The organism is Nevskia soli DSM 19509, assembly GCF_000711955.1.
GTDB classification, from domain to species: domain Bacteria; phylum Pseudomonadota; class Gammaproteobacteria; order Nevskiales; family Nevskiaceae; genus Nevskia; species Nevskia soli.
Genome location: NZ_JONR01000007.1, coordinates 13,330 through 39,800 on the forward strand (window position 1 = coordinate 13,330; position 26,471 = coordinate 39,800).

At 66.1% G+C, this 26,471-nt stretch carries 23 protein-coding genes; 16 read left to right on the plus strand and 7 right to left on the minus strand.

From position 1 onward, the window contains the following. Positions 1 to 88 precede the first annotated feature (88 nt). The 7 genes from murC (at position 89) to lpxC (ending at position 8,328) form a co-directional block, all read left to right on the plus strand. Entirely contained in the window at positions 89 to 1,537 is a 1,449-nt protein-coding gene (gene murC, locus BP26_RS0103435) for a UDP-N-acetylmuramate--L-alanine ligase (protein ID WP_029919184.1), read from the plus strand. A gap of 98 nt (positions 1,538 to 1,635) precedes the next feature. Next, positions 1,636 to 2,514 carry a UDP-N-acetylmuramate dehydrogenase gene (gene murB / locus BP26_RS0103440; RefSeq protein ID WP_245611694.1) on the plus strand — a complete coding sequence of 293 codons (879 nt, stop codon included), beginning with the start codon at positions 1,636 to 1,638 and terminating at the stop codon, positions 2,512 to 2,514. Then, positions 2,507 to 3,457 (plus strand): D-alanine--D-alanine ligase, encoded by a 951-nt coding sequence (locus BP26_RS0103445; RefSeq protein ID WP_029919186.1) that lies wholly within the window; start codon positions 2,507 to 2,509, stop codon positions 3,455 to 3,457. The genes murB and BP26_RS0103445 overlap by 8 nt, the downstream gene beginning before the upstream one ends. 238 nt (positions 3,458 to 3,695) lie before the next feature. Beyond that, a complete protein-coding gene (locus BP26_RS0103450; protein WP_157572336.1) occupies positions 3,696 to 4,571 on the plus strand; it encodes a cell division protein FtsQ/DivIB in 876 nt (291 codons plus the stop codon). Beyond that, on the plus strand, positions 4,564 to 5,799 hold the full coding sequence (ftsA, locus tag BP26_RS0103455; protein ID WP_029919188.1) for a cell division protein FtsA: 1,236 nt from the start codon (positions 4,564 to 4,566) through the stop codon (positions 5,797 to 5,799). Before BP26_RS0103450 ends, ftsA begins: the two co-directional genes overlap by 8 nt. Before the next feature lie 95 nt (positions 5,800 to 5,894). After that, positions 5,895 to 7,082 carry a cell division protein FtsZ gene (gene ftsZ, locus BP26_RS0103460; protein ID WP_029919189.1) on the plus strand — a complete coding sequence of 396 codons (1,188 nt, stop codon included), beginning with the start codon at positions 5,895 to 5,897 and terminating at the stop codon, positions 7,080 to 7,082. Positions 7,083 to 7,410: 328 nt separating this feature from the next. Next, complete coding sequence (gene lpxC, locus BP26_RS0103465; protein WP_029919190.1) at positions 7,411 to 8,328, plus strand: UDP-3-O-acyl-N-acetylglucosamine deacetylase; 918 nt, start codon at positions 7,411 to 7,413, stop codon at positions 8,326 to 8,328. 233 nt (positions 8,329 to 8,561) lie between these two features. Here the strand turns inward: lpxC and BP26_RS0103470 are convergent, their stop codons facing one another. Then, entirely contained in the window at positions 8,562 to 8,888 is a 327-nt protein-coding gene (locus BP26_RS0103470) for a DciA family protein (protein ID WP_084182763.1), read from the minus strand. Positions 8,889 to 9,049: 161 nt separating this feature from the next. On the opposite strand from BP26_RS0103470, the gene BP26_RS0103475 reads away from it, so the two are divergent. The 4 genes from BP26_RS0103475 to BP26_RS0103490 all read left to right on the plus strand — a co-directional run bounded on the left by BP26_RS0103475 (position 9,050) and on the right by BP26_RS0103490 (position 15,114). Then, a complete protein-coding gene (locus BP26_RS0103475) occupies positions 9,050 to 9,853 on the plus strand; it encodes a M23 family metallopeptidase (protein WP_051748215.1) in 804 nt (267 codons plus the stop codon). A gap of 226 nt (positions 9,854 to 10,079) precedes the next feature. Beyond that, positions 10,080 to 12,824 (plus strand): preprotein translocase subunit SecA, encoded by a 2,745-nt coding sequence (secA, locus tag BP26_RS0103480; RefSeq protein ID WP_029919193.1) that lies wholly within the window; start codon positions 10,080 to 10,082, stop codon positions 12,822 to 12,824. Positions 12,825 to 12,946: 122 nt separating this feature from the next. Beyond that, a complete protein-coding gene (gene argJ / locus BP26_RS0103485) occupies positions 12,947 to 14,167 on the plus strand; it encodes a bifunctional glutamate N-acetyltransferase/amino-acid acetyltransferase ArgJ (RefSeq protein ID WP_029919194.1) in 1,221 nt (406 codons plus the stop codon). 20 nt (positions 14,168 to 14,187) lie between these two features. Then, positions 14,188 to 15,114, plus strand: coding sequence for a Nudix family hydrolase (locus BP26_RS0103490; protein WP_029919195.1), 927 nt, complete (start codon positions 14,188 to 14,190; stop codon positions 15,112 to 15,114). On the opposite strand, the gene BP26_RS0103495 is transcribed toward BP26_RS0103490, so the two are convergent. From BP26_RS0103495 to pilB, 6 genes are all read right to left on the minus strand, one after another. After that, positions 15,111 to 15,314, minus strand: coding sequence for a DNA gyrase inhibitor YacG (locus BP26_RS0103495; protein WP_029919196.1), 204 nt, complete (start codon positions 15,312 to 15,314; stop codon positions 15,111 to 15,113). The two genes, BP26_RS0103490 and BP26_RS0103495, sit on opposite strands and share 4 nt — an antisense overlap. Positions 15,315 to 15,344: 30 nt before the next feature. Then, positions 15,345 to 16,130, minus strand: a complete 786-nt coding sequence (gene zapD / locus BP26_RS0103500; RefSeq protein WP_029919197.1) for a cell division protein ZapD — start codon at positions 16,128 to 16,130, stop codon at positions 15,345 to 15,347. 62 nt (positions 16,131 to 16,192) lie between these two features. After that, positions 16,193 to 16,822: a dephospho-CoA kinase gene (gene coaE, locus BP26_RS0103505; protein WP_029919198.1), complete on the minus strand. Its 630-nt coding sequence runs from the start codon at positions 16,820 to 16,822 to the stop codon at positions 16,193 to 16,195. Further along, positions 16,819 to 17,679: a prepilin peptidase gene (locus tag BP26_RS0103510; protein WP_029919199.1), complete on the minus strand. Its 861-nt coding sequence runs from the start codon at positions 17,677 to 17,679 to the stop codon at positions 16,819 to 16,821. Before BP26_RS0103510 ends, coaE begins: the two co-directional genes overlap by 4 nt. A 16-nt stretch (positions 17,680 to 17,695) precedes the next feature. Next, entirely contained in the window at positions 17,696 to 18,913 is a 1,218-nt protein-coding gene (locus BP26_RS0103515) for a type II secretion system F family protein (RefSeq protein WP_029919200.1), read from the minus strand. A gap of 82 nt (positions 18,914 to 18,995) precedes the next feature. Then, complete coding sequence (gene pilB, locus BP26_RS0103520; RefSeq protein ID WP_051748217.1) at positions 18,996 to 20,732, minus strand: type IV-A pilus assembly ATPase PilB; 1,737 nt, start codon at positions 20,730 to 20,732, stop codon at positions 18,996 to 18,998. 217 nt (positions 20,733 to 20,949) lie between these two features. On the opposite strand from pilB, the gene BP26_RS0103525 reads away from it, so the two are divergent. The 5 genes from BP26_RS0103525 (at position 20,950) to BP26_RS0103545 (ending at position 26,392) form a co-directional block, all read left to right on the plus strand. Beyond that, positions 20,950 to 21,807 (plus strand): glycosyltransferase family 2 protein, encoded by an 858-nt coding sequence (locus tag BP26_RS0103525; protein WP_029919202.1) that lies wholly within the window; start codon positions 20,950 to 20,952, stop codon positions 21,805 to 21,807. A 55-nt stretch (positions 21,808 to 21,862) separates the two neighbouring features. Further along, the gene (locus tag BP26_RS0103530) at positions 21,863 to 22,945 is read left to right on the plus strand and encodes a UDP-N-acetylglucosamine 2-epimerase (RefSeq protein WP_036516112.1); all 1,083 of its coding nucleotides are present in this window, start codon (positions 21,863 to 21,865) and stop codon (positions 22,943 to 22,945) included. A gap of 10 nt (positions 22,946 to 22,955) precedes the next feature. Beyond that, complete coding sequence (locus BP26_RS0103535) at positions 22,956 to 23,972, plus strand: glycosyltransferase family 4 protein (RefSeq protein ID WP_029919204.1); 1,017 nt, start codon at positions 22,956 to 22,958, stop codon at positions 23,970 to 23,972. Between the two features lie 168 nt (positions 23,973 to 24,140). After that, a complete protein-coding gene (locus BP26_RS0103540; RefSeq protein ID WP_029919205.1) occupies positions 24,141 to 25,346 on the plus strand; it encodes a lipopolysaccharide biosynthesis protein in 1,206 nt (401 codons plus the stop codon). An 86-nt stretch (positions 25,347 to 25,432) separates the two neighbouring features. After that, entirely contained in the window at positions 25,433 to 26,392 is a 960-nt protein-coding gene (locus tag BP26_RS0103545) for a class I SAM-dependent methyltransferase (protein WP_169740637.1), read from the plus strand. Positions 26,393 to 26,471: the final 79 nt, after the last annotated feature.

Genomic DNA, 26,471 nt, shown 5'->3' on the forward strand with positions numbered 1-26,471 from the left:
CGCGCAGCGGGATCGACGGCAAGGCGATTGCCGCCACGACCCAACGCGGTACATCCGACTTCGTGATGAATTTGCGGAGGGTCGCGGCATGATGACCGTGACCGGCCAGCCCCAGCTCGCACAGAAATGGATGCGCCGCGTGCGCCGCATCCACCTGCTCGGCATCGGCGGTTCCGGCATGGCCGGTATCGCCGAGGTGCTGCTCAACCTGGGCTATACCGTCTCGGGCTCCGATCTGAAAGAGAGCGCGGCGACGCGCCGCCTGCAGAACCTGGGTGCGACGGTCGAGTTCGGCCATGACGCGGCCCGCGTTGCCGGTGCCGACGTGATCGTGGTGTCGACGGCGGTGAAGGCGGACAACCCCGAGCTGGTGGCGGCGCGCGAGGCGCGCATCCCGGTGGTGCGCCGCGCCGAGATGCTGGCCGAGCTGATGCGCTTCCGCTACGGCGTGGCCATCGCCGGCACCCACGGCAAGACCACCACCACCAGCCTGGTGGCGAGCGTGCTCGCCGAGGGCGGGCTCGACCCGACCTTCGTCGTCGGCGGCCGCCTGAAGAGCGCCGGCGCCAATGCGCGCCTGGGCAGCGGCGCCTACCTGGTGGCGGAGGCGGACGAGAGCGACGCCTCGTTCCTGCACCTGACGCCGATGATCGCGGTGGTCACCAATATCGACGCCGATCATCTGGAAACCTACGGCGGCGATTTCCGCCGGCTGCGCGCGACCTTCGTCGAGTTCCTGCAGCGCCTGCCGTTCTACGGCCTGGCGGTGCTGTGCGCCGACGATCCGGTGGTGCGCGAGATCCTGCAGGACGTGGGCCGGCCGGTGCTGACTTACGGCGTCGACGAGGCCGCGGACCTGCGCGCCGAGAACATCCGTTTCGAGGCTTCCGGCGCGCACTTCACCGCGGTGCTGCCGGACGGCACGCGCGAGGAACTGCACCTGAACCTGCCGGGCCGGCACAACGTGCAGAACGCGCTGGCCGCCGTCGCCATCGCCCATGAACTGGGCGTAGGCATGGACGCGGTGCGCAAGGCGCTGACCGAGTTCGAGGGCGTCGGCCGCCGCTGCGAATCGCACGGCGACCTCGCCATCAAGACCCGCAAGGGACAGGCCCTGGTGCGGGTGGTGGACGATTACGGCCATCATCCGCGCGAGATCGCGGCGACGCTGTCGGCGATGCGCGGCGCCTATCCGGGGCGGCGCCTGGTGGTGGCGTTCCAGCCGCACCGCTACTCGCGCACGCGCGACCTGTTCGACGATTTCTGCGCGGTGCTGTCCGAGGTGGACGTGCTGCTGCTGACCGAGGTCTATGCCGCCGGGGAAGCGCCGCTGCCGGACGCCGATGGCCGCGCCCTGGCGCGCGGCATCCGCGCCCGCGGCCGGGTCGAGCCGATCTTCGTCAACAGCGTGGCGGAAGCGCCGGCGGCGCTGTCCGCCATCGTGCGCGACGGCGACGTGCTGCTGACCCTCGGCGCGGGCGACATCGGCGGCCTGCCCGGCCTGCTGGAGCAACTGTCCGGGGAGGCGCAGGCGTGATGGCCGAGCCCCCAGTGCGCGATCCGGCGGTTTTGCCGCCGACCAACGTCCCTCTACCGCAAGGCGGGAGTGGGTGGTGGGGTGAGGGAATGCCTCAGATGCGCGGCACGCTGCGGCTGGACGAGCCGATGGCGCGGCACACCAGCTGGCGCGTCGGCGGTCCGGCCGACCGCTACTTCGAGCCGGCCGACCGCGCCGACCTGATCGCCTTCGTGCAGCAACTGCCGCAATCCGAGCCGGTGCTGTGGCTGGGGCTGGGCAGCAACCTGCTGGTGCGCGACGGTGGTTTCCGCGGCACCGTCATCGCCCTGCATGGCGCGCTGGATGGCCTGTCGCGCGACAGCGAGACCACGGTGTGGGCCGAGGCCGGCGTGCATTGTGCGCGGCTGGCCAAGTTCACCCAGCAGCAGCATCTGGCGGGGCTGGGCTTCATGGCCGGCATTCCCGGCACCGTCGGCGGCGCGCTGGCGATGAATGCCGGCGCCTGGGGCGGCGAGACCTGGCGCGCGGTGCTGGAAGCGGAAGCGATCTTCCGCGACGGCCGCTGCGCCTGGCTCGGTGCCGAGCATTTCGGCGTGTCCTATCGCACGGTGGTGCCGCCGCGCGGCTTTCTCGGCTTCCTCGCGGCGCGCCTGCGGGTTGCGCCGGACGACGGCAGCCACGCCAAGGCGACGCGCGAGTCGCTGGCCAAGCGCAAGGCGACGCAGCCGGTGGGCAAGCCCAGCGCCGGCAGCACCTTCCGCAATCCGCCCGGCGACCACGCCGCGCGCCTGATCGAGAGCTGCGGCCTGAAAGGCCGGCGCATCGGCGGCGCCGTGGTGTCGGAGCTGCATGCCAATTTCATCCTCACCGACGAGGGCGCCAAGGCGGCCGACGTCGAACAGCTGATTCAAATGATCCGTACCACCGTGAAGCACAACACCGGCATCGAACTGGAGCCCGAGATCAAGGTCGTGGGGGAGGCCACCCATGCGTAAGCTGACCTCCAACCCCAAGGACTTCGGGCGCGTCGCGGTGCTGATGGGCGGCTGGTCAGCAGAGAGAGAAGTCTCGCTGTGGAGCGGGCAGGGCGTGCTCGAGGCGCTGCTGCGCCGCGGCGTCGATGCCGTCGCCGTGGACGCCACCCGCGAGATCATCCTGACGCTGGGCCAGCAAGGTTTTGCCCGCGCCTTCAACGTGCTGCATGGCACCGGCGGCGAAGACGGCACGGTGCAGGCGGTGCTCGACCTGCAGGGCGTGCCGTATACCGGCAGCGGCGTGCTGGCCTCGGCGCTGGCCATGGACAAGCTGCGCAGCAAGCGCATGTGGAAGGCGGAAGGACTGCCGACGCCGGAGTGGATGGCGCTGCGCGATCCGGGCGATGCGCTGCGCGCCGCCGAGCAGTTCGGCTACCCGCTGTTCGTCAAGCCTTCCGAGGAAGGCTCCAGCGTCGGCATCAGCAAGGTCAAGTTCGCCACCCAGCTCGGCTCGGCCTTCCGCCGCGCCGCCGGCGAGTACGAGGAGCGGCCGCGCGCGGTGATGGCGGAGCGCTTCATCGCCGGCGGCGAGTACACCTGCGCCATCCTCGACGGCCAGGCCCTGCCGCTGATCCGCATCGAGCCGGAAGGCGAGTTCTACGATTATCACGCCAAGTACATTTCTGACCAGACGCGCTACCACTGCCCGTCCAGTCTCGATCCGCTGCACGAGGCGGAACTGTCCGCGATGTGCGCCCGCGCCTTCGAGTTGATCGGCGGCCGCGGCTGGGGCCGCGTCGACTTCATGCTCGACGCCCAGGGCAAGCCCTGGCTGCTGGAAATCAATACCGTGCCGGGGATGACCTCGCACAGCCTGGTGCCGATGGCGGCGCGCGCCGCCGGCATGGACTACGAGTCCCTGTGCTGGGCGGTGCTGGAAACCACGCTGGGAGGCAGGACATGAGCCGGCAGCTTCGCTGCCGACTGACGTCCCTCTCCCGCAAGGCGGGGGACAACCCCGACACGGTGCCGCGTAGCGTGGGTGCTGGAGGGGTTGCCCCTGCGCCCACTCCCGCACCCACCGTTCCGGGCACCGTGTCGTGGGCGCAGGGGAGGGCCGATCGCGGAGCGATTGGCGGGGTGAGGGAGCGCTCCCTCACTCGGATCTCTCGTCTGTATCCGAACGCCACCGGGGAGCGCGCGTGAGTGCCGGATCCATGGCCATGCCGATGAACGACGCACCGACCCTGCCGCGGGCCCTGCTGCCGGCGATCCTGGCGGCGGGATTGCTGGCGCTCGTCATGTTGCTCGGCCACGCCATCAAGCCGCTGCTGAATCGCCCGCTGCAAGCGCTGCGTGTCGATGGCCAGCTGTCGCACCTGAAGCCGCAACAGATCGCGGCGGCGGCGGCGATCGCGCCCGGTGCGCGGTTGTTCGATGTGCGGCTGGATGCAGTGCGGGCACAGGTGGAAGCCCTGCCCTGGGTGGCGCATGCGCGCGTGTCGCGGGTCTGGCCGGGGCGCATCGCGGTGCGCGTGTGGGAGCGCAAGCCCTACGCGCTGTGGGGCGACAAGGGCCTGGTCGACGAGGAAGGCGTGGCCTTCGCGCCGCCGGCACAGGACCTGCCGCAGGGGCTGCCGCAGCTGGCCGGCCCCGCCGGCCGCGAGGCGGAAGTGATGCAGGACTACCAGGCCATCGCCGAGACCCTGGCCGGCGGCGCCTTCGCCCCGGACGGCCTGCGGCTGGATCCGCGCGGTTCGTGGACGCTGCATACCGCGAGCGGCATCGAGCTGCGCCTGGGCGAGGACGATCCGCGCGGCAAGACCGCGCTGCTGCAGGGCGCGGTGCTGCGCACGCTGGACGGAAAACTGGACCAGGTCGCCTATATCGACCTGCGCTACAGCAACGGCTTCGCCGTTGGCTGGAAAGACACCGGGCCTTGTCCGGTGCTCAAGGGTGCCGCGCCAGGAAAGGCGCGGCCGGACTGCGGCCGCAAGGATGCGACGCAGGCAATGAACGCACCCGCGATGCCACCGGCCGCGGGAGCCAAAGCCGCAGAGGGCAACAAGCATGAGTAGACGCCAAGCCACCGAATACCTGGTCAGCCTCGATGTCGGCACCTCCAAGGTCGCCGCGCTGATCGGCGAGGTGAGCCAGGCCGGGCTGGTGCGGGTGATCGGCCTGGGCACCGCGCCGACGCGCGGCCTGAAGAAGGGTGTGGTGGTGAACATCGAGGCGACGGTGGAGTCGATCCGCCGCGCGGTGGAGGCGGCCGAGCTGATGGCCAACTGCCGCGTGCGCGCCGCCCATGTCGGCATCACCGGCAGCCATATCCGCAGCCTCAACTCGGTCGGCGTGGTGCCGATCCGCCATCGCGAGATCGGGCAGCGCGACGTCGACGCGGTGATCGAGGCGGCCAGCGCGCTGGCGATTCCGGCCGACCAGCAGATCCTGCACGTGATTCCGCAGGAGTTCGTGGTCGACGGCCAGGAGGGCATCCTCGATCCGATCGGCATGAGCGCGGTGCGCCTGGAGGCCAAGGTGCACATGGTCACCGGCACCCTGTCCGCCGCGCAGAATCTCTACAAGTGCGTCGAGCGTTGCGGCCTGACGGTGGAGAAGCTGGTGCTGCAGCACCTGGCCTCGGCCGACGCGGTGTTGTCGCCGGACGAGCGCGACCTCGGCGTGGCGGTGGTGGACATCGGCGGCGGCACCACCGACATCGCGGTGTTCAAGGGCGGCTCGATCCGCCACACGGCGGTGGTGCCGATCGCCGGCGATCTGGTCACCAGCGACGTGGCGGTGGCCTTCCGCACGCCGGGCCAGCATGCCGAGCAGATCAAGCTGAAGTACGGCTGCGCCCTGCCGGAGATGGTGCAGCACGACCCCGGCATCGAAGTGCCGGGCGTGGGCGATACGCCGCCGCGGCGGCTGTCGCGGCAGATGCTGGCCGAGGTGATGCGGCCGCGCTACGAGGAGCTGTTCCGCTACGTGCGCAAGGAACTGCATCGCGCCGACGTCTATGACCTCATCGCCGGCGGCGTGGTGCTGACCGGCGGCGCGGCGCAGACGCCGGGCATCCTCGAGCTGGCGGAAGAGGTGCTCGATGTGGCGGTGCGGCTGGGCCTGCCGCACCAGGTGGAAGGCATCGAGGAAGTGACGCGCAGCCCGGCCTACGCCACCGGCGTGGGGCTGCTGCTGTTCGCCAGACAACAAAGGCCGGCCGGCGGATCGCATCTGTCCGGCACGGCGGGGATGCAGCACTGGATGGGACGCGTCCAGGGCTGGTTGAAGGGCCATTTTTAGCGGGTTCGATTTCTGGGTTGTAACAAGGACGTTTCAGGTGGGTTGTTCTCAAAAGATTTTGTAAGGAGGCTGACATGGCGAATGTGGTACCAGAGATGTTCGAGTTGGTGGACGGTCAAAGCAAGCGCGCCGTGATCCGTGTGATCGGCGTGGGCGGCGGTGGCTGCAATACGGTCAACCAGATGGCGGCGGCGAATATCCAGGGTGTGGAATTCATCTCCGCCAACACGGATCGGGATCATTTGGAAAAGTGCGTGCCGACGCTGCAGCTGCAGCTCGGCGCGGAAGTGACGCGCGGCCTCGGCGCCGGCTCGAACCCGAAGCTGGGTCGCGAGGCGGCGGAAGAGGATCGCGACCGCATCCGCGAGATGCTGGAAGGTACCGACCTGCTGTTCATCACGGCCGGCATGGGCGGCGGCACCGGCACCGGCGCGGCGCCGGTGATCGCGGAGATCGCCCGCGAGCTGGAAATCCTCACGGTGGCGGTGGTGACCAAGCCGTTCCCGCATGAGGGCAAGAAGCGCCTGGCCGTGGCGCAGGAAGGCATCCGCGAGCTGCAGCAGCATGTCGACTCGCTGATCATGATTCCGAACGAGAAGCTGCGCCTGGTGCTGGGCGGCAACGTCACGCTGCTCAGCGGCTTCAAGGCGGCCAACGACGTGCTGCAGAACGCGGTGCAGGGCATTTCCGACCTGATCACCCGTCCGGGCATGATGAACGTGGACTTCGCCGACGTGAAGACGGTGATGAGCAACCGCGGCATGGCCATGATGGGCCTGGGCTCGGCCACCGGTGAAGACCGCGCCAAGCGGGCGGTGGAAGCGGCGCTGTCCAGCCCGCTGCTCGACGATCTGGAACTGATCGGCGCGCGCGGCATCCTGGTCAACATCACCTGCGACGAGAGCCTGACCCTGGACGAGCTGGAGCTGGTCAACGAGCGCATCAACGAGATCGCCTCGGCCGAAGTCGACATGAAGTGCGGCACCAGCTTCGACCCGGCGCTGAACGGCGAACTGCGGGTGACGGTGGTGGCCACCGGCCTGGAAGGCTCGCGCGCCGCCAAGGTCAAGGAAGCCGCGGCGGCGATGGAACAGCCGCGCCTGAAGTCCCCGGGCGTGGTGACGCCGCTGCGCACGCCGTCGGCCTGGCCGGCGCGTGGTCACGACGTGGAGATCCCGCCGGCGCGCCATGCGCGTCCGTCGACCTCGGCCAGCCTGATGGCGCTGGATTACAACGAGGAGCTGCTGGATATTCCGGCGTTCCTGCGGGCCCAGGCTGATTAACGTCCCTGTCGAGCACCGCGCCATCCATGGCGCGGACTGTTGAAACAGGCGATGGGCTGGACTGTTGGAGCAGGCGGTGCTGGACCGCTTGCGAGATGGTTGGATGGTCGGGCGCGTTACGCCATGGCGCGCTTGATGTGGTGTGTGGCAGCCGGGCCAGGGAAGGCTTGGCTGCCGCGTCCCCTGCCGCCCGGCGGGGGATGGCTCGGGGCTTTGGGTTACAAGGGCTTAACCGGGCCGGCTGGAACTCCGTGTTAAAATACGCGTCTCAGGCCGGACATCCGGCTAACCCACCCGCTCCGGCGGGGTGCCGCATATTCTCAAAAACATGATCCGGCAGAGAACCCTACGCAATCCGATCCGCGCCAGCGGCATCGGTCTACACAGCGGACAGAAAGTGTTCATGTCGCTGCTGCCCGCCGGGCCGGATACCGGCATCCTGTTCCGTCGCGTGGACCTGAGTCCGCCGCGGGAAGTGCCGGCGCGGGCGGTCGCGGTCAACGAAACCACGCTGTCGAGCAACCTGGTGGTGGACGGGGTCAAGGTGGCCACGGTCGAGCACCTGATGTCGGCCTTGGCCGGCATGGGCATCGATAACTGCGTGGTGGAACTTTCCTCGCCGGAAGTGCCGATCATGGACGGCAGCGCCGGGCCCTTCGTGTTCCTGATCCAGTCGGCCGGCGTTCACGAGCAGGACGCGCCGAAGCGCTTCCTGCGCATGAGGCAGCCGGTGGAGGTTTCGGACGGCGACAAGTGGGCGCGCCTGGAGCCTTACGAGGGCTTCCGTCTCAGCTTCCATATCGATTTCGATCATCCGCTGCTCAAGTCCACGGCGCAGCAGGCGACGGTCGATTTTTCGACCAGCGCCTATATCCGCGAAGTCAGCCGCGCCCGCACCTTCGGCTTCATGCGTGAATTCGAGTTCCTGCGCTCGCGCCGCCTGGCGCTCGGCGCCAGCCTGGAAAACGCGGTGGCAGTGGATGAATTCCGCGTGCTGAACCAGGACGGCCTGCGCTACGACGATGAATTCGTGCGCCACAAGATCCTCGATGCGGTGGGCGATCTGTACCTGCTCGGCCAGCCGCTGCTGGGGGCCTACACCGCCTTCAAATCCGGCCATGCGCTCAACAATAAGCTGGCGCGGGCGGTGCTGGAGGATACTTCAGCATGGGAAACGGTGATCTTCGAGGACGAACGCGCCGCAGCCCCGGCTTTTTACACAAAAGCTGCCCCAGCCCTGGTTTGAAGTTTGGCGCTGCGGTCAATCGGGGTGGTTTTCCGTTAGGCTGAATTGGCCCAAAACGGGCCGACGGGCAGACCAGGGTATCACTCGATTGTTTCAAATCTGCAATACAAGTGCTTGTAAGCGTTGATTTAGTTGCATGACGCGCAAATCATGACCGTTGCCCCGGGCCGCGCCCTTTATTGGCGCACCCGAGCTTGCATCCGGGTCAATACCCTGTTTAGACTGGCCAAAATCTAGCCGCTCCTGGCGGATGGATTTATTTTCACTTCAACTTTTGTAGAGGCCAAACCGAGGCGCTGGCGCAGGAAATGGATCAATTCTTGCTGCTTGTAGCGAACTTGAGTCAGAGCGGCGGCTGAAGCGGCATAAATGATCAGAGTGCCGTCACGCTCGTTGGCAATCGTCAGGGAAGAAGCCAGCGGTTCGCCCGCCCAGTCACGGAGCGCGGATTGTATTTCCGCCAGTTGACGGGCGCGGGCCAGCACGCTGTGCATAGAGGAACCAGGTTCGTCTAGACACGCGCCGATGCCTTTTGCGTCGGGCTCCCGAGGGGGCTTCATCAGCTTTGCGGGGTAGGTTTGTAGGAATGGATATTATTTTAGTCAGTCACGCACGCGGCCGTACCTGGCGCCTGCGCCTGGAACCGCGGAACATCTTAGTCTGGCTGCCGGCGAGCATCTGTGCGCTAGTTCTCCTTGGCCTGTGTTTTTCGGCCGGGTGGATGCTGCGTCCGGCCGGCGGGCTGCTGCCTGCCAATGTGGTCAGCCAGTGGGATAGCCAGCTGCAAGTGCAGCGCGGCGAATTGCAGACCGCCCGCAGCAAGGCTGCGGAAGATGCCAATGCGCTGTCGCGGCGCATCGCCGAGTTGCAGGCCTATGTGATGCGCCTTGACGCCGCCGGCAGCCGCATGACGCAAATTGCCCATATCGACCCGGCCGAGTTCAATTTTGACAAGCCGCCCCCCATGGGCGGCCCGGAAGTGCAGATCGGCAACCAGCCGGGACAGCCGGTGGCGCTGGCCGACGTGCTCGGCTCGCTGGACCAGTTGCAGCAGCAGCTGACCGACCGTGAGCGGCAGATGCGGGTGCTGGAAGACCTGCTGCTGGCCGGCAAGCTGGAGAAGGAAGTGCGGCCCTCGGGTTGGCCCATCAGCGGCGGTTACATCACCTCCGGCTTCGGGGTGCGTACCGACCCCTTCACCGGGCTGCGCGACTACCATCCGGGCATCGATTTCGCGGCCGCGGAAGGCTCGCAGGTCATGTCGGTGGCCGCGGGTATCGTCACCGCGGCGGGCGAACGCAACGGCTACGGCAACCTGGTGGAAATCGACCACGGCAACGGCTACGTCACCCGGTACGGCCATAACGAGAAGATCCTGGTCAAGGTCGGCGACCGCGTCCGCAAGGGCCAGGCAGTGGCCCTGATCGGCAGCACTGGCCGCTCCACCGGGCCGCATGTGCACTTTGAAGTGGTATTGAACGGAACCGTGGTCAATCCCGAGCAGTACATCCAGGCCGCCAGATAGGTCGTCCCTGACAAGCACCGCGCCATCCATGGCGCGGACTGTTGAAACAAGCTGGGCCCCGGATTGATTCCGGGGCTTTTTTCTTTGAAAGGGGGCGCATCCCCGGCGGTTGGCGCTTTACGCCCTTGAACCCGTCAACATCGCCGCAACCCTTATCCCCTATAATCCGCCTTCCGTTCGGACGCGGCCGGCTAGCGGCTGGCCGATCCTCCCCAGAATCAGACAGATCATGGCTTCCTTACTCACGCGCATCTTCGGCAGCCGCAACCAGCGACTGGTCAAAAAACTGCAGGGCCTGACGGTTCAGGTCGGGGCGCTGGAGTCGCGCTACCAGGCGATGAGCGATGCCGACCTGGCGGCGCAGACCGGGCTGTTCCGCGAGCGCCTGGAAAAGGGCGAGACCCTCGACGGTCTGATGCCTGAGGCCTTCGCGGTGGTGCGCGAGGCGGGACGGCGCGTGCTGGGCATGCGCCATTTCGATGTGCAGCTGATCGGCGGGGCGGTACTGCACCAGGGCAAGATTTCCGAGATGCGCACCGGTGAGGGCAAGACCCTGGTCGCCACGCTGCCCGCCTACCTCAATGCCCTCACCGGCAAGGGTGTGCACATCGTCACCGTCAACGACTACCTGGCGCGCCGTGATGCGGAGTGGATGGGACGCATCCACCGCTTCCTCGGCCTCAGCGTCGGTGTGGTGGTGCCGAACCAGTCGCAGCAGGAGAAGCGCGCTGCCTACGCCGCGGACATCACCTACGCCACCAACAACGAGCTGGGTTTCGATTACCTGCGCGATAACCTGGCTTTCACCCCGGCCGACAAGATGCAGCGGGGCCATGCCTACGCCATCGTCGACGAGGTCGATTCGATCCTGGTGGACGAGGCGCGTACGCCGCTGATCATCAGCGGGCCGACGGACGACGACCCCGAACTGTGGCGCAAGCTCAACCTGCTGATTCCGCGCCTCACGGCGCAGAAGGAAGAAGAGGGACCCGGCGACTTCTGGGCCGAGGAGAAGAGCAAGCAGATCCATCTTTCCGAGGCGGGCCACGAGCGGGTCGAGGATCTGCTGCGCGAGATCGGCCTGCTGGGCCCGGATGAGAGCCTGTACGACGCCAGCCGCATCGTGCTGGTGCATCATCTGAATGCGCTGCTGCGCGCGCATCACCTGTACAAGCGCGATGTCGAGTACATCGTGGAAAACGGCCAGATCATCATCATCGACGAGTTCACCGGCCGCAAGATGACCGGGCGTCGCTGGTCGGACGGCCTGCACCAGGCGGTGGAGGCGAAGGAGCGGGTGCCGATCCAGCAGGAAAACCAGACGCTGGCCTCGATCACCTTCCAGAACTACTTCCGCCTGTACAAGAAGCTGTCCGGCATGACCGGCACCGCCGATACCGAGGCCTTCGAATTCCAGAGCATCTACAACCTGGAAGTGGTGGTGATTCCGACCAACCGGGACATGATCCGCCAGGACCGCGGCGACCTGGTCTACGGTACGGCGAAGGAGAAATTCGACGCCATCATCCAGGACATCATCGAGGTCAACCAGCGGCTGCAGCCGATCCTGGTGGGCACCGCCTCGATCGAAACTTCGGAGCTGCTGTCCGGCCTGCTCAAGCAGCGCAACATCCGGCACGAGGTGCTGAACGCCAAGCAGCACGATCGCGAAGCCGAGATCGTGGCGCAGGCGGGACGGCCGGGCGCGGTGACCATCGCCACCAACATGGCTGGCCGCGGCACCGATATCGTGCTGGGCGGCAACCTCGAGTCCGAGCTGGCCCTGTTCCCCGAGGAGGACCACGCCGGGCGCGAGGCGGCCAAGGCGGAATGGAAGAAGCGGCACGAGCAGGTGGTGGCCGCCGGCGGCCTTTACGTGATCGGTTCGGAGCGCCACGAGTCGCGGCGCATCGACAACCAGCTGCGCGGCCGTTCCGGCCGCCAGGGCGATCCCGGCGCGACGCGTTTCTACCTGTCGCTCGACGACACCCTGATGCGCATCTTCACCCCGCCGCGCATGCGCGCGCTGCTGCTCAAGCTGGGCATGCAGCAGGGCGAGGCGCTGGAGCACCGCATGGTCAGCAATGCCATCGAGACGGCGCAGCGCAAGGTGGAAGCGCACAACTTCGACATCCGCAAGAACCTGCTGGAATACGACAACGTCGCCAACGACCAGCGCAAGGCGGTGTACGAGCTGCGCGACGAGCTGATGACGGCGCAGGACGTGACGCCCTTGCTGGACGACGTGCGCGCCGACGTGGTCAACGCCGTGGCCGACGCCTACATCCCGCCGCAAACGCCGGAAGAGATGTGGAACCTGGCCGGCCTGGAAGAGACGCTGGAGCGCGACTTCGGCCTCAAGCTGCCGGTGGCGCAGTGGGCCGAGACCGACAAGACGCTGGACGACAAGGGCATCCGCGGCAGGATCCTGGAAGCGCTGGGCGCCGCCTATGCGGAGAAGAAGCGCAGCAACGGCCCGGCGCTGGAGCATGCCGAGAAGGTCATCACCCTGCAGATCCTCGACCAGTTCTGGCGCGAGCACCTGGCGGCGATCGACTACCTGCGCCAGGGCATCCACCTGCGCGGCTACGCGCAGAAGGATCCCAAGCAGGAGTACAAGCGCGAAGCCTTCAACATGTTCAACGAGATGCTGGTGCGCTTCAAGCACGCCGTGATCTCCAACCTGGCGCGCGTGCAGATCCTGTCTGAAGAACAAGTGGCGGCCATGGAAGAAGAGCGGCGCCTGCAGCGGCCGATGCAGTTCCAGCACGCCGAGGCGGCCGGCGTGGCCGATGCCGTGGCGGATGATGCGCCGCAGTTTGCCGAGCCGGGACGTCCGCTGGCGGCCCCGGCGGCGTCAGCGCCGGTGGCGGACACCTTTGTGCGCGAGCTGCCCAAGGTCGGCCGCAACGATGCCTGTCCCTGCGGTTCGGGCAAGAAGTACAAGCAGTGCCATGGGCGCCTCGCGTAGCGAGACGACCTCCAGTGGTCAGTGACTAGTGGCTAGTGGTTGGTAAAAGCTAAACTGCCGGCCTGCCGCGCAAGGCTTTTTTTTTCTGGCCACTGTTCACTAACCACTAATCACTGCTTTTTATGGCCGTCAATCTCAATCCCCCAGGAACCCTCCACCCGGTCCCCGGCGTGCGCCTCGGCGTGGCCGAAGCGGCGATCAAGAAGCCGGGCCGCAAGGATCTGCTGCTGATCGAGCTGGCGCCGGGCAGCCAGGTCGCCGGCGTCTTCACCCAGAACGCTTTTGCCGCGGCGCCGGTACAGCTGTGCCGTGAGCGTCTGTCGGCGAGCCCGGCGATGCGCGCCCTGCTGGTCAACGCCGGCAATGCCAACGCCGCCACCGGTTCGGGTGGCCTGGCCGACGCGCGCGAGACCACTGCCGCGGTGGCGCAGGCCTTGGGCTGCGCGGCGGAGCAGGTGCTGCCGTTTTCCACCGGGGTGATCGGCCAGCGTCTGCCGGTGCCGCGCATGGTGGCGGCGCTGCCGCGGGCCGTGGCCGACCTGCGCGCCGACGCCTGGCAGGACGCGGCGCGGGCGATCATGACCACCGATACGGTACCCAAGGGGGCCAGCCGCCGGGTTCGGACCTCGCAGGGGCCGGTGACGGTGACCGGCATCGCCAAGGGCGTGGGCATGATCTATCCCGATATGGCGACCATGCTGTCCTACATCGCCACCGATGCGCGCCTGACCCCGGAAGCGGTCAAGGAATGCCTGCGCCGCGCGGTGGAGGTGTCCTTCAACAGCGTCACGGTGGATGGCGATACCTCGACCAACGATTCCTGCGTGCTGTTCGCAACCGGCCAGGCCGGCGGCGAGGATATCGGCCCGCAGCATGCCGATTTCGCTCCCGTCACCGAGGCGGTAACGGCGGTATGCATCGAGCTGGCTCAAGCCATCGCCCGCGACGGCGAGGGGGCCACCCGCTTCATCACCATCGAGGTGGGCGGGGCCCGCAGCGTGGCGGAAGCGCGCCGGGCCGGCTATTCGATTGCGCATTCGCCGCTGGTGAAGACGGCAATGTTTGCCGGCGACGCCAACTGGGGCCGCATCATCATGGCCATCGGCAAGGCCGGCATCGAGGGGCTGGATCCCGCCGGTGTGGCGCTGGCGCTGGACGAGGTGCCGCTGCTCGAGCACGGTGAGCCGCACCCGGATTACCGCGAGGAGCTGGGCGCGGCGGTGGTGGCGAAGCCGGAATTCACCATCCGCGTTTCGCTCGGCCGCGGCGAGGCCCACGCCCGCCTGTGGACCTGCGATTTCAGCTACGACTACGTCAAGATCAACGCGGAGTACCGCACCTGAAGCCGCATCCGCCACGGCCGGTGATCCAGGTCGCCTGCGGCGTCCTGGTCAATGCCGGGGGCGAGGTGCTGATCGCGCAGCGGCCCGAGGGCAAGATCGCGGCGGGCAAATGGGAGTTCCCCGGCGGCAAGATCGAGGCGGGGGAATCGCCGTTGCAGGCACTGGTGCGGGAGCTGCACGAGGAGCTGGGCGTGGAGGTGCGCGCGGCGCGGCGCCTGCTGCGCTTCCGCCATGAGTACGCCGACCGCATCGTCATTCTCGATACCTGGCTGGTGCACCGTTTCGACGGTGAGCCGCATTCGCGCGAGCGGCAGCTGTTCGACTGGGTGCCGGTGGAGCGGCTGCATCTGCTGGACACGCTGCCGACGGTGGCGCCGATTGCGCTGGCGCTGCGCCTGCCGCAACACTACGTCTTCACCCCACCCAATGCCGACGAGGCCCTGATCCGGGCGGGCTTGCCGCGCCTGCCCCGCGGGAGCCTGCTGCGCCTGCGCATCGCCGCGCTGGACGACCAGGCCTATGCGGACCTGGCGACGCGCCTGCGGCAGCCTGCGCAGGCCTGTGGCATCGGCCTGATGCTGGACCGGCAGCCGCATCACGTGGCGGAAACCGGGGCCGCCGGCTGGCATGCCACCGAACGGGCACTGCGGCACTGCCGGGTGCGGCCGGTAGGCAAGGCGCTGTGGTTTGCGGCCTCGGTGCACGATGCCGCCGGCATGGACACGGCGCGGCGCCTGGGGGCGGATTTCACCGTGCTGGGCTCGGTACTGCCGACCGCCAGCCATCCTCAGGGCCATGCGCTGGGCTGGGAGCGCTGGCAACAGCTGCGGGGAGAGTCGCCGCAGCCCGTATACGCCATTGGCGGGGTGGGGCCGCAGCAGCTGGAGCTGGCCCAGGAATACGGCGCTCAGGGCGTCGCCGGAATCCGCGCCTACTGGCAGGACTAGCGGTCGGCGTCCCGGTCGTGTTCCGGCCCGGGTTCGTTTTCCGGGTCTTCCGTCACGGGCAGGGCATAGCGCCCGCTCATCCAGTCGCCCAGGTCGATCAGCTTGCAGCGTTCGGAGCAGAAGGGGCGCCACACGTTCTGCGGATCGAGGCGGGTGCTGGTGCCGCAGCGCGGGCAGGCGGCGATTCTCGGTGCGGTCATCGGTGCAGGATTTGAACGGTGAATCTGGAGTCAGTGGTTGGACAGCACGCAGCATTGCAGGCGGAAGGCGATGCTGCCGCCGGCCTGCACGTTGCGGGTGTTGACGTTGCCCAGGTGCATGAAGCGCACCGAGACGCGGTGCTTGCCGGCGCTGATTTCGGGGTAGACGTCGACCGAGGCCGGCACCAGTACCCGCACCAGCTGGTAGGCGGCCTGCGGTACATGCAGGAATACGCCGCCCTCGGCGACATGGTCGGTGGGCTGGGTGCTGTCGCGCAGCAGCCGCAGGTAGAGCCCGATGGCGCGTTCCAGCGGGCGCAGGCTGGCGAACCAGGCCGACAGGTCCTGCTGGGTTTCGGCCTGGGGCCGTGACAGCCAGCGGTGGTAGGCCGGCAGGTCGAAGCCGCAGGCGCCGCCGGGGATGGAGCTGCGGTTCAGCACCGCGAACAGGAATTCGTTTTCGCGCAGGACCATCGCCGGGTGGGAGCTGCCCATGCGCTGCAGGTCGGCGGCGACGCCGCCGAGGTCTTTCAGCACATCGGTGAGACGCTCGAGGTTGACGTCGGGGCGCTTGCTCAGGCGGGTCAGGGTGGCGTGCTGCTCGAGGATTTCCTTGAGCAGCTCGGTGCGCAGGTCGGCGCGGCCCATCACGGACAGGATGTCGAGCAGGGTATGCAGGCTGGCGCGCAGGCCCCAGGCGGAGGTATCGATGCGCTGGTGCTGGTACTGAGCGAAGAGGAACTCGAGGCGCAGGAGGAAGCGAATCCGCTCGCTCAGCGGATGTTCAAAGGCAATCCAGTCCGCGCCCTGGTCCATCGCTTTATGAATCCATGGGTTATCCCCGCATTGTGGCGTGCCGGGGCGAGGAGGGCAAACGTTTATGGCGAAGTCCCGGCGATTTCCAGATAAAGCCGGTGCAGGCGCTTCACCTGTGGCGCCAGGGATTGCGGCGGGTAGGTGTTGTCGACCACGTCGTCGGCTCGCGCCAGGCGCTCGGAGCGGCTGGCCTGGGCGGCGATCATCTGTTGCGCCAGCGGCTCGGCAATGCCGTCGCGCAGCACCAGGCGCTCCAGTTGGGTCGCCTGGGGCACATCCACCGCCAGGATGCGATCGACCAGCTGGTGCATGCCCGATTCCACCAGGATGGCGACGGAGAGAATGCAGTATGGGGCGCGCTGTGCATCACGCCACTCGAGGATGCGGCGGCGGATCAGGGGGTGCGTGATGGCTTCGAGTTCGCGCCGCGAGGCGGGGTCGGAAAAGACGCGCTCGCGCAGGCGCCGCCGGTCGAGGGCGCCGTCGGGCTGCAGGTATTCGGCGCCGAAATGTGCGGCAATGGCGGCCAGGGCCGGCGACGGGGGCGCCACCACCTCGCGGGCGACATGGTCGCCGTCGAGCAATGGCACGCCCAGGGCGATGAACTGGTCGCCGACGGTGCTCTTGCCGCTGGCGATGCCGCCGGTGAGGCCGATGACCAAGGCGCCGCCGGCGAGTTTGCGCGGGCTCATGGATGGGACAGGCCGCGCAAGGCGTCGCCCCAGATCAGGGTGAGCCAACCGGCGCCGGCCAGGTAGGGGCCGAAGGAGATCGGGATGTTGCGGTCGCGGCCGCGGAACAGGATCAGGCTGATGCCGATCACCGAGCCGACCAGGGACGACAGCAGGATGATCATGGGCAGCGAGGTGGCCCCGAACCAGGCGCCCAGGGCCGCGAGCAGCTTGAAGTCGCCATGGCCCATGCCTTCCTTGCCGGTGAGGAGCCTGTAGCCATGGTAGATCAGCCACAGGCTGAGGTAGCCGAAGACGGCGCCGGCAATGGCCATGGGCGGCGTGGTGAATACGCCGAAACAGGCCAGGCACAGGCCGACCCAGAGCAGGGGCAGGGTGATGGCGTCGGGAAGCAGTTGGTCGCGGAAGTCGATCACTGTCAGCACCAGCAGTGTCCAGCTGAGAACCAGACCGGCCGCTAGTTGCGGTCCCCAGCCGAAGTGCCAGGCGCACGCGGCAGAAAGTACCCCGGAAGCCAGTTCCACCAGCGGATATTGCGGCGAGATCGGCGCCCGGCAGTCGGCGCAGCGGCCGCGCAGCCAGAGCCAGCCCAGCAGGGGCAGGTTGTGCCAGGGACGGATGCGGGCGCCGCAGCTGGTGCAGCAGGACGGCGGCTGCGACAGGGTGATCCGCAGCGGTGGCGGATCCTCCTCCGGCAGTTCGAGGATCAGCCTGGCCTCACGCTTCCATTCCGCTTCCATCATGCGCGGCAGGCGCAGGGCGACCACGTTGAGGAAGCTGCCGACCAGCAGGCCCAGCACACCGGCCAGGCCGACGAGCAGGGTGAAATTGGCGCGCAGCGCCTCGATCAGGGACATGGCAAGCCGTGGTCTTTTAGATGGCTTCGCCCAGCTTGAAGATCGGCAGGTACATGGCCACCACCAGGCCGCCCACCAGCACGCCCAGGACGACCATGATCATCGGTTCGAGCAGGGCGGTGAGGTTGTCGACCATGACATCGACCTCTTCCTCGTAGAATTCGGCGACCTTGGCGCACATGTGGTCGAGCGAACCGGATTCCTCGCCGATGGCCACCATCTGCACCGCCATGTTGGGGAACAGGCCGGTCTGCTGCATGGTGAGCTGGAGCTGGGTGCCGGTGGCGACCTGGTCGCGCATGCTCATGATGGCTTCGGTGAAGATGATGTTGCCGGCGGCCTTGGCCACCGACTCCATGGCTTCCACCAGCGGCACGCCGGCGGCGAACATGGTGGACAGGGTGCGGGCGAAGCGCGCCACTGCGGATTTGTAGAGGATTTCGCCGATGATCGGGATTTTCAGCATCAGGCGGTCGACCAGACGGCGGAAGGCGGCGGAGCGGATATGCGCTTCGCGGTAAGCGAAAAAAGTGCCTACCAGGCCGCCGACGATGATCCACCAGTCGGCCTGCACGAAGGCAGACAGGGAGATGACCCACTTGGTGAATGCCGGCAGGTCGGCGCCGAAGCCGACGAACAGTTCCTTGAACTGGGGTATCACGAAGTACAGCAGGATGCCGGTGACGATAAACGCCACGACCAGCACGGCGGCCGGATAGGTCAGCGCCTTTTTCACCTTTTTCTTCAAGGATTCGGATTTTTCCTTGTAGGTGGCGATCTTGTCGAGCAGGGTTTCCAGCGCGCCGGAGCGCTCGCCAGCATCCACCAGGTTGACGAACAGATCGTCGAAATAGCGGGGAAACTTGGCCAGGCTCTCAGCCAGGGAGGAGCCACCCTCAATATTCGCCTTGATCGCCAGGATCATCTCGCCCATGGCCGGGTTGGCATGGCCGCGGCCGACGATTTCCATGGATTGCACCAGCGGCACGCCGGCGCTCATCATGGTGGCGAGCTGGCGGCTGAAGATGGCGATGTCCTGCCCGGTGATCTTCTTCTTGCGTTTGCCGAACAGGGTGGACTGGCGGCGCACCCGGATCGGGTTGACGCCCTGCTTGCGCAGCTGGGTCTTGATGTAGCTTTCGCTGGGGCCTTCGCTGATGCCCTTGATGCGGGCGCCCTTGCGATCGACGCCTTCCCAGGTGAACGTGTATTCCTTGATTGCCGCCGCAGCCATACCCGACTCCCCTTTCCCTAAAGATTACGCGGACTTCCAGTGCCCTTCACCGTGTCCGGCGTGCCGTTCTCGAGAGAATAATCTAATCCGTGGTAACGCGGTTGGCCTCGGTCAGATCGATCTGGCCGTCGCGTACTTTCTTGAGTGCCGAGCGTCTCAGGTCGGATACGCCCTCGCGCCGGGCCTGGTCGGCGATTTCGATGGCGTTGCCGTTTTCCATGATGATGCGGGCGATGGCGTCGGTGACCGGCATGACCTGGTAGATGCCAGTCCGGCCCTTGTAACCGCTGTTGCACTGGTCGCAGCCCACGGCTTTGAAAATGGCGAAGCCTGGGCTGTCGATGTCTTCGGCCGTGAAGCCTTCTTTCAGCAGCTCATCGCGCGGGATGGCGGCATCCGGCTGCTTGCAAACCTTGCACAGCTTGCGCGCCAGACGCTGGGCGATGATCAGGGTGACGCAAGAGGCGACGTTGTAGGCCGGCACGCCCATGTTGAGCAGGCGGGTCAGGGTTTGCGGGGCGTCGTTGGTATGCAGGGTGGACAGCACCAAGTGGCCGGTCTGGGCGGCCTTGATGGCGATTTCCGCCGTTTCCAGGTCGCGGATTTCGCCGACCATGATGACGTCCGGATCCTGGCGCAGGAAGGCTTTGAGGGCTGCGGCGAAGGTCAGGCCGACCTTGGGGTTGACGTTGACCTGGTTGATGCCCGGCAGGTTGATTTCCGCCGGATCCTCCGCGGTGGAGATATTGCAGTCCTCGGTATTGAGGATGTTGATGCCGGTGTACAGCGACACGGTCTTGCCCGACCCGGTGGGGCCGGTGACCAGGATCATGCCTTGCGGCTTGCTCAGGGCCTTCATGTAGTGGTCTTTCTGGACCGGCTCATAGCCCAGCGCGTCGATGCCGAGCATGGCGCTGGACGAGTCGAGGATACGCATCACCACCTTTTCGCCCCACAAGGTGGGGCAGGTGCTGACGCGAAAGTCGATCGACTTGGTCGCCGACAGCTTCAGCTTGATGCGGCCGTCCTGCGGCACGCGGCGTTCCGCGAGGTCCAATCGGGACATGACCTTGAGGCGGGCGGCCAGGCGGCCGCCCAGCTGCACCGGCGGCGAGGCGATTTCTTTCAGCTCGCCGTCCATGCGATAGCGGATGCGGTATTTCTTCTCGTATGGCTCGAAATGGATGTCCGAACAGCCGCGGTTGATGGCGTCGATCAGTACCTTGTTGACATAGCGGATGATCGGCGCGTCTTCTTCGTCGCTGCCTGCATTCTTTTCCTCCGGGGCGCCTTCTTCACCGCCCTCGATGCTGAGGTTCTCGAGATCGGCGTCGCCGGTGCCGATGCTGGAGGACTGGATGGCGCCGGCGGCGGTTTCGATCGCCTTGGCCAGCTTGTCCTCTTCAACCAGCACCGCCTCGGTGGCGAAGCCGCTGGCGAACTTGAATTCGTCCAGGGCCTGCAGATTGGTCGGGTCGGACAGGGCCAGGTAGAGTTTGCGGCCGCGTTTGTACAGGGGCAGGGCGTGCTGCGCCCGGATGAGCTTTTCGCCGAGCTCGCGGATGGTGTTGAGATCGGGCTCGATGCTGCTCAGGTCGAGCAGGGGGGTGCCGAATTCGTTGCTGGCGAACTCAGCCAGCCGTGCCGCAGAAATCAGCTTGTCTTCGACCAGCTGCGCGACGATAGGGCGGGTATTACGCAGCGCCTTGGCCTGGGACTCGCGGGCTTGGTCTTCGGTCAGCAGCTGGTTGGCGACGAAGCGTCGCGCCAGGCCGCTGAGGGGGGGGCCGGAAACGGTTGCGTTTGGACTGAGGGCCACGGCGTGCGGGAACGATTGATCGTCGGTTTGGCTATTTGGCCAATGACCCTATACTCCCTAGCCGGCAGCGTCAATAATCCAATCGCGCTGTGTGGAAAAAGCGCCGGTTATGGCGCCGTGCGGGCCTGCCCGTACAATGGTGCAGCCCCCGCCTATTCCAGCCGACAAAGAGCCTGGCGCGGCAGTCTTTCCGAACCCAGAAAACAAGGGACATCGCTTGATCAGCATCATTCTGCCGGCAAAAAACGAAGCTGCGGCGCTGCGAGGCCTGCTGCCCAGGCTTCGCGCGGCTCAGGCCGAGGCGGAAATCATCGTGGTCGATGACGGCTCTACCGACGAAACCCGCGCGCTGTGCGAGCAGCACGGCGTGCAGTGCCTGTCGTCGCCGTATTCGATGGGCAACGGCGCGGCGATCAAGCGCGGCGCGCGGGTGGCGCGGGGGGATATCCTGGTGTTCATGGATGCCGACGGGCAGCACTCCCCGGACAATATCGGCCCCCTGCTGGATCGCTTGGCCGAGGGGTATGACATGGTGGTCGGCAGCCGCTCCTGGTCCGACCAGGCCGGTGTCGGCCGCGGCATGGCCAACACGCTTTACAACGGCATCGCCAGCTGGATGACCGGGTTCAAGGTAATGGACCTTACTTCCGGATTCAGGGTGGTGCGGGCCGGCAAGTTCCGCGAGTTCCTGCACCTGTTGCCGAACGGATTTTCATATCCGACGACGATCACAATGGCGTTTTTCCGCAGTGCCTATCCGGTTCACTACTTTCCGATTCAGGTTGCGGCGCGTATCGGCAAGAGCCACATCCGGCCGCTGCGTGACGGCATGCGCTTCCTGTTGATCATTTTCAAGATTGCCACCTTGTATTCCCCCTTGAAGTTGTTTGTTCCGGCAAGCGCAACTTTTTTCCTGCTCGGCCTGGGCTATTACGGCTATACCTTCACGACGCTCCATCGCTTTACCAATATGAGCGTGCTGCTGTTCAGCGCCGCGGTCATCGTTTTTCTCATCGGCTTGATTTCCGAGCAGATCACAGTGCTGACGTATAAAAGCGCCTCGGCCGGCAACTGAAGTTGGCCGATATGGCGGATCCACGGACTCGTTCAACCTCCGAACTGTCGAGAAAATGATCGTTTTCCTGATCGGCACCAAGGCGCAGTACATCAAGATGGCACCTGTGGTGCGGACCACGGCCGCGCGAGGCCTGCCGTTTCGGCTGATCTTGACGGGGCAGCACAACGAAACCTTCGACGAGTTGCAGAAGAACTTTGAATTGCCCGATGCGGACCTGATCCTGGTGCAGGGCAGCGAAGCCAAGGATCGCATCTCGTTCGCGCGCTGGGTGCGTCAGGCCCTGGCCGCCGCCAAGAGCCCGGAGGTGGCGGACATCTGGCGCCAGGCCAGCGTCATCGTAGTGCATGGAGACACCGCTTCGACACTGTTGGGTGCATACATCGGCCGGCGCTATCGCAGGCCGGTGGCGCATGTCGAGGCCGGCTTGCGCTCCTTCAATTATTTCCACCCGTTTCCGGAAGAGCTGATCCGCGTCCTCGTTTCGCGGGTCGCCACCTTGCATCTTTGTCCCGACAGCGTCGCCGAAAAGAACCTTGCGCGGGTCAAGGGCGAACGGATCGTGACCGGCGGTAATACCCTGAAGGATTCCTTGCGGCTCGCCCTGAATGCCCAGGGGCCGGAGATTCGCACCAGAGCACGTCCCTACGCGGTGTTTTCGATGCATCGTCAGGAGAATCTGTTCAACCGTAAGCGGCTGGATGCCCTGTTGCAGATCCTGCGGCGCTTGACGGAGGTGGTGGATGTCAAGTTTGTGTTGCATCCCGTCACCCATAAGCGGCTGGAGGAGTTGCAGCTGGGCGCGGGTTTGCGCGCTCAGCCCGGGCTCGAACTGATTCCGCGCATGGATTTCTTCCGTTTCGTCGATCTCATCGGGCACGCCTCCTTCGTCGCCACTGACGGCGGCAGCAACCAGGAGGAGTGCGCCATGCTGGATATTCCCTGCGTTTTGCTGCGACAAGCCACGGAACGGCCTGACGGCCTGGGAGGGGGCGTGCTGCTGGGGGATACGGACGAGGCGGCCATCGTCGAATTCGCCCGGCAACACGCGCAATCTGCACGGCCCCTCGCCCTCGCGGATTCGCAGTCGCCCAGCGCCGTTGTGGTCGATCGGCTTGCCCGTTTCGCGGCGTCCTGAGGACACCGGCATGGCTGCCGAGAATGCAGTGGGCAACCTGGCGGTCCTCAGCCCGATGCCCACCGGCAGCGGGTCGATCGTGGTGCACCGCATGCTGGAGCGGCATCTGCCGGGCTATCGGGTCGAACCGTACGACCCCTGGTGGACGCTGTTTCCGCCTGCCCTGGCGTGGTTTTCCCGGCAAAGAAGCACCTTGATCCACACCGGCGTCGACTATGGGGCGTTCTTCGTGCGGCCGCAGCGCCCCTTGGTGGTCACGTTCCATAATTACGTGTTGGACCGGTTTATGCGCCCGTTTTGCTCGCGATTACAGTGGGTCCACTATCGCAGCGACCTGCGCACTTTCACCCGGCTGTCCCTACGTTATGCGGCGGTTGTCACGGCGGTAAGCGAAGCGACGGCATGTCTGGTGCGAGAGGATCTCGGCTACAAAGGTCGGATTCAGGTTATCCCGAACGGAATCGACGCGTCGGTTTTCCAGCCGGCGAGGAAGGCCGCGCAGCAGGATTTCGTGGCCTTGTTCAGCGGGAATTTCTCGCGCAGGAAAGGCGCGCAATGGATTCCTGGAATCGCGGCACGGTTGCGGCACGGCCAGCGCATCGAGTGTGTCGGCGCGCGCATTGGCTCTGTGCCGTTGGATTCGCGACTGGTGTTTCGCGGCCAAGTGCCGTACTCGCAAATGCCCGGGGTTTACGCCTCTTACGATGCCATGCTCATTCCCACGGTGCGGGAAGGGATGAGCCTGGCGGTGCTGGAGGCGATGGCCTGCGGGCTTCCGGTCGTAGCCACCGATTGTCCGTCTATGCGCGAAGTGATCGAAGAAGGCAAGGGCGGGTTCCTGTGTCCGATCGGCGACTGTGCCGCCTTCGCCGAACGTCTGCAGTGGCTGGCGCAGCAGCCGGAGGCGCGTGCCGCCATGGGCGCCTTCAACCGCCGCAAGGTGCTGGCCGCGCATCAGGCGTCGTCGATTGCCCTGCAATATCGGGAGATGTTTGAAAATCTCGTTCCAGGGATATTCGACCGCTAACATGCAATCTGCCGAACGCCAGCCACGGGCTTGCCGTCTGCTGCGCCTGCACCGCATGGCGTATTCCCCGTTGCGGCAGTGTCCCGGCCGCCAGCACAGATGACGGAGCGATCGGTATCGATCTGGCGATGGCGTCCTGGGAACCTCGCCCGGAATACCGGCTATTCGTTGCTGTGGCAGTTGTCGCGCACGGCCTGCCTGGCTGCATACCTGTTGGTGCTGACGCATGCATTGGGGCCCGCTTCCTACGGCCTGCTGTCGAGCCCCCTTACCCTGGCCGTAATGTTTGGTTCTCTGGCCGGCGGCGGTGCCGGCCTGATGCTGCTTCGGGACGGCGCGCGAAGCCCGCATCAGCTGCCCGGTGCCTGGTCCAGATTTTTCAGCGCCTCGGTTTTTTCCGTCCCGGGTTGTTTTACCGGCTACGCCCTGGCCAATACCTGGCTGGTCCCAGGCCTGCTATCTCCTGCGGTCTGGGTTCCCATCGGAGTGGCGGAAATCGCGCTGATCCCGCTCGTCAATGCGGCTGTACTTGGCTTTCAGTCCTTGGAGCGGTTCAATTGGGCCGGCGTGGTGGCGATTTTTCCGGCTCTTGCGCGACTGGGCTGTGCCTTGCTGATCATGGGTGCACACGCCGATCACCGGCTAGAACGGTATGCGTATCTGCATCTGGCCGGGGCTGCGGCAGCCAGTTTGGCTGCACTGTCGTTGTTGAGTCTGCGGGCTTCCCTGTCCTGGCGGTTCGTTCGTACTTCACGTCGCTGGTGGCGCGATTGCTGCGGATTTTCCCTTATGTATTTTGTCGCCGGTGCGACAGTCGATCTCGACAAAAGCCTGGTCTTGCGCAACGCCGACGCCGTTACCGCGGGACTCTACAGTGTCGGTTATCGCTTCATGTCGGTATTGACGCTGCCGGTGGTCGCATTGATGCAGGCTATGGGGCCGCGCCTGATGCGCGTGGACACGGAGTCCGTTCGCGCCCAGTTCAGGACCATCACCGTCGCCACCATGGTGGTATTTGCCTATGGATTGGTCGGTGCGTTCGTCCTGTGGTGGAGTAGCGGCTTGGTCTTCGCATTGTTGGGACGAGACTATCAGGCAATACAGGGCGTAGTGCCGCTGCTGGGTCTTTTGCTGATCGTCTACAGTCTGCGCATGATTCCCTGCGTGGTACTGCAGTCGGCCGACCGCGCTTTCGTGCGCGCCGGAATCGAGGCTTCCGCCGTGCCGATCCTGTATTTCCTGAGCGCGCTGCTGGTGCCCCGGCTGGGATTGCGCGGCGCCGTCCTTACCGCAATCAGTTCCGAATTGTGGATTCTCACCATTTGCTGGTTCATGGCAGCGCAGGCGATGCGCGCCAGAAGGCTGGTACCGTGATGCCTATGCACGGGCCGCCGCTATGGAATCCGGAGGAGCTGCAGCAGCTCGGGTATTGCCCGGTCTGCCGGGGGACCTCGCGGACATTGCAGCACGCAGCCGTCGATGATCGTTTCTTCGGCACGGGCACGACGGGCTGGCGCCTCTGGTCCTGCGATCGCTGCCGCTGCATCCATCTCGATCCGAGTCCCAGCCCAGAGGTCATCCATCGCGCCTACCAGGGCTATTTCACGCACCAGGATCCCCTGCAGCTCGAGCGTGCGGACAACGGCGACGGCTTCGCCTGGCGCTTGGCCAACGGTTACCTCCATGCCCGTTTCGGCATGAACCGTTCGCCGCGGTCGCCTCTCGGGCGGGTGTTGTTGACGCTGCTGCCCGGTGTGCGGCTGAAGCTGGATTACTTCGGGCGGCACCTGCCCAAACCGGTTGCCGGGATGGTTTGCCTCGACGTCGGCTGCGGCAACGGCAACGGCGTGTTCTTGTTGCGCGCCCGCTCCGCCGGCTGGAGGGCGCATGGCATCGACTTCGACGCATCCGCCGTGGCGCAGGCCCGGGCCGCGGGAGTCGATGCCGAAGTGGCCTCTGCCGAGACCTACGCGGCTGGGCATCCGCAATCCTGCGATGCGATCACGCTCAGCCATGTGATCGAGCATGTGCATGATCCCGCAAGCCTGTTGAAGGCTTGTCACACATTGTTGCGTCCGGGAGGGCGTCTATGGATCGCCACACCGAACTGTGCTTCATGGGGACACCGGCTGTTCCGGCAGAATTGGCGTGGACTGGAGGCGCCTCGTCATTTGGTGCTGTTCAACCCGCGGGCATTGCGCGGACTGGTCTCACGCTGCGGCTTCGCTGACGCTCGAATGCTGCGGCGGGGTATTCATGCAGAGTCATCGATCAGGGAAAGCCTGCGCGGAATGGATCGCGAACCAGGTATCGGCAAGCCACCGCTGCAGTGGCGCCTGCTTGGCGCCCTCGAAGACCTCGGTGCAACTGCAGTGCCTGGATGGGGTGAAGAGCTTGTGTTGACCGCGCGCCGCCGATAGCGCTGGCGGCGCGCGGCCGGATCTGTCGTAAACGAGCCATGCGGAACTTCAGGGTTGTTCGCTCAGCCGAATCGGGAGA

Coding starts and splice junctions, on each gene's coding strand:
- murC (WP_029919184.1), top strand. CDS start 89: ATGATGACCGTGACCGGCCAGCCCCAGCTCGCACAGAAATGGATGCGC.
- murB (WP_245611694.1), top strand. CDS start 1,636: ATGCGCGGCACGCTGCGGCTGGACGAGCCGATGGCGCGGCACACCAGC.
- BP26_RS0103445 (WP_029919186.1), top strand. CDS start 2,507: ATGCGTAAGCTGACCTCCAACCCCAAGGACTTCGGGCGCGTCGCGGTG.
- ftsA (WP_029919188.1), top strand. CDS start 4,564: ATGAGTAGACGCCAAGCCACCGAATACCTGGTCAGCCTCGATGTCGGC.
- ftsZ (WP_029919189.1), top strand. CDS start 5,895: ATGTTCGAGTTGGTGGACGGTCAAAGCAAGCGCGCCGTGATCCGTGTG.
- lpxC (WP_029919190.1), top strand. CDS start 7,411: ATGATCCGGCAGAGAACCCTACGCAATCCGATCCGCGCCAGCGGCATC.
- BP26_RS0103470 (WP_084182763.1), bottom strand. CDS start 8,888: ATGAAGCCCCCTCGGGAGCCCGACGCAAAAGGCATCGGCGCGTGTCTA.
- BP26_RS0103475 (WP_051748215.1), top strand. CDS start 9,050: ATGCTGCGTCCGGCCGGCGGGCTGCTGCCTGCCAATGTGGTCAGCCAG.
- argJ (WP_029919194.1), top strand. CDS start 12,947: ATGGCCGTCAATCTCAATCCCCCAGGAACCCTCCACCCGGTCCCCGGC.
- BP26_RS0103495 (WP_029919196.1), bottom strand. CDS start 15,314: ATGACCGCACCGAGAATCGCCGCCTGCCCGCGCTGCGGCACCAGCACC.
- zapD (WP_029919197.1), bottom strand. CDS start 16,130: ATGGACCAGGGCGCGGACTGGATTGCCTTTGAACATCCGCTGAGCGAG.
- coaE (WP_029919198.1), bottom strand. CDS start 16,822: ATGAGCCCGCGCAAACTCGCCGGCGGCGCCTTGGTCATCGGCCTCACC.
- BP26_RS0103510 (WP_029919199.1), bottom strand. CDS start 17,679: ATGTCCCTGATCGAGGCGCTGCGCGCCAATTTCACCCTGCTCGTCGGC.
- BP26_RS0103515 (WP_029919200.1), bottom strand. CDS start 18,913: ATGGCTGCGGCGGCAATCAAGGAATACACGTTCACCTGGGAAGGCGTC.
- BP26_RS0103530 (WP_036516112.1), top strand. CDS start 21,863: ATGATCGTTTTCCTGATCGGCACCAAGGCGCAGTACATCAAGATGGCA.
- BP26_RS0103535 (WP_029919204.1), top strand. CDS start 22,956: ATGGCTGCCGAGAATGCAGTGGGCAACCTGGCGGTCCTCAGCCCGATG.